Origin of the sequence: Candidatus Nitrosarchaeum limnium BG20 (assembly GCF_000241145.1) — an archaeon.
In the GTDB taxonomy this organism is placed as follows: domain Archaea; phylum Thermoproteota; class Nitrososphaeria; order Nitrososphaerales; family Nitrosopumilaceae; genus Nitrosarchaeum; species Nitrosarchaeum limnae.
On sequence record NZ_AHJG01000257.1, the window covers coordinates 1 to 739 of the forward strand.

Annotated in this window: 1 protein-coding gene; it reads right to left on the reverse strand. The window is 31.9% G+C overall.

The window, feature by feature from the left end:
• Nucleotides 1-54: 54 nt before the first annotated feature.
• The gene (locus tag BG20_RS09105; RefSeq protein WP_048097194.1) at nt 55-525 is read right to left on the reverse strand and encodes a cupredoxin domain-containing protein; all 471 of its coding nucleotides are present in this window, start codon (nt 523-525) and stop codon (nt 55-57) included.
• Between the last annotated feature and the right edge of the window lie 214 nt (nt 526-739).

The window sequence follows — 739 nt, forward strand, 5'->3', positions numbered from 1 at the left end:
AAATCACTTTAGCATTTTATTTGTCTCTAAAAGGATAAAATGTTCTGATAATTATCAGATAAGATCTTTGAGAAATCCTGTAAATCCATCGCTAGGGACCACATTGTGTATTTCAAGAGTTCCAAGTTTAATCAATTTAGTTGAATTATCATAGTAATTGTAAACTCCTTTTTTTGTTGGATAAATGGTAAGAGTGAATTCCTTACCAGGATCTATAAGATCAGTCTGTGCATCTAATCCATCAATGTATAACCGATGTGGTTTATCTCCATTATTTTGAACATGTAAAACATATGCAAAATTAACTCTAGTAGCTAGATACGGGTTAGGGTCTCCACCCACTCCAGAAATTCCTTGTATCTGCACCTTTCCATCAACGTCTTCAAAAGCGACAGTTTGTACTACTCTTTCTGGCCAGAAAATTGCCATGTGTCTGACATTTCCCTGTCCAATGTATCCTATCAGCACTGCAAAGGATACCAATCCAACAAGAACTGAAGCAATGATCACAATTTTTGTTTGCACAAATAATTGCACATAATGTTGTATTTTTAAATAAAGTAAAATTACCAGTCTTGAATGTAACACATAATAAAATAACTTTCAAGATCAAGTCTTATATAGGAACTTGAATAATTAAAAAAGTGAATAAAAAAATACCAATTATTTTCACTTTACTTGCAGTATCATTTATGATGTTAGGTCCAAGTTTGAATAATGCATTTGCAGATATTATTCC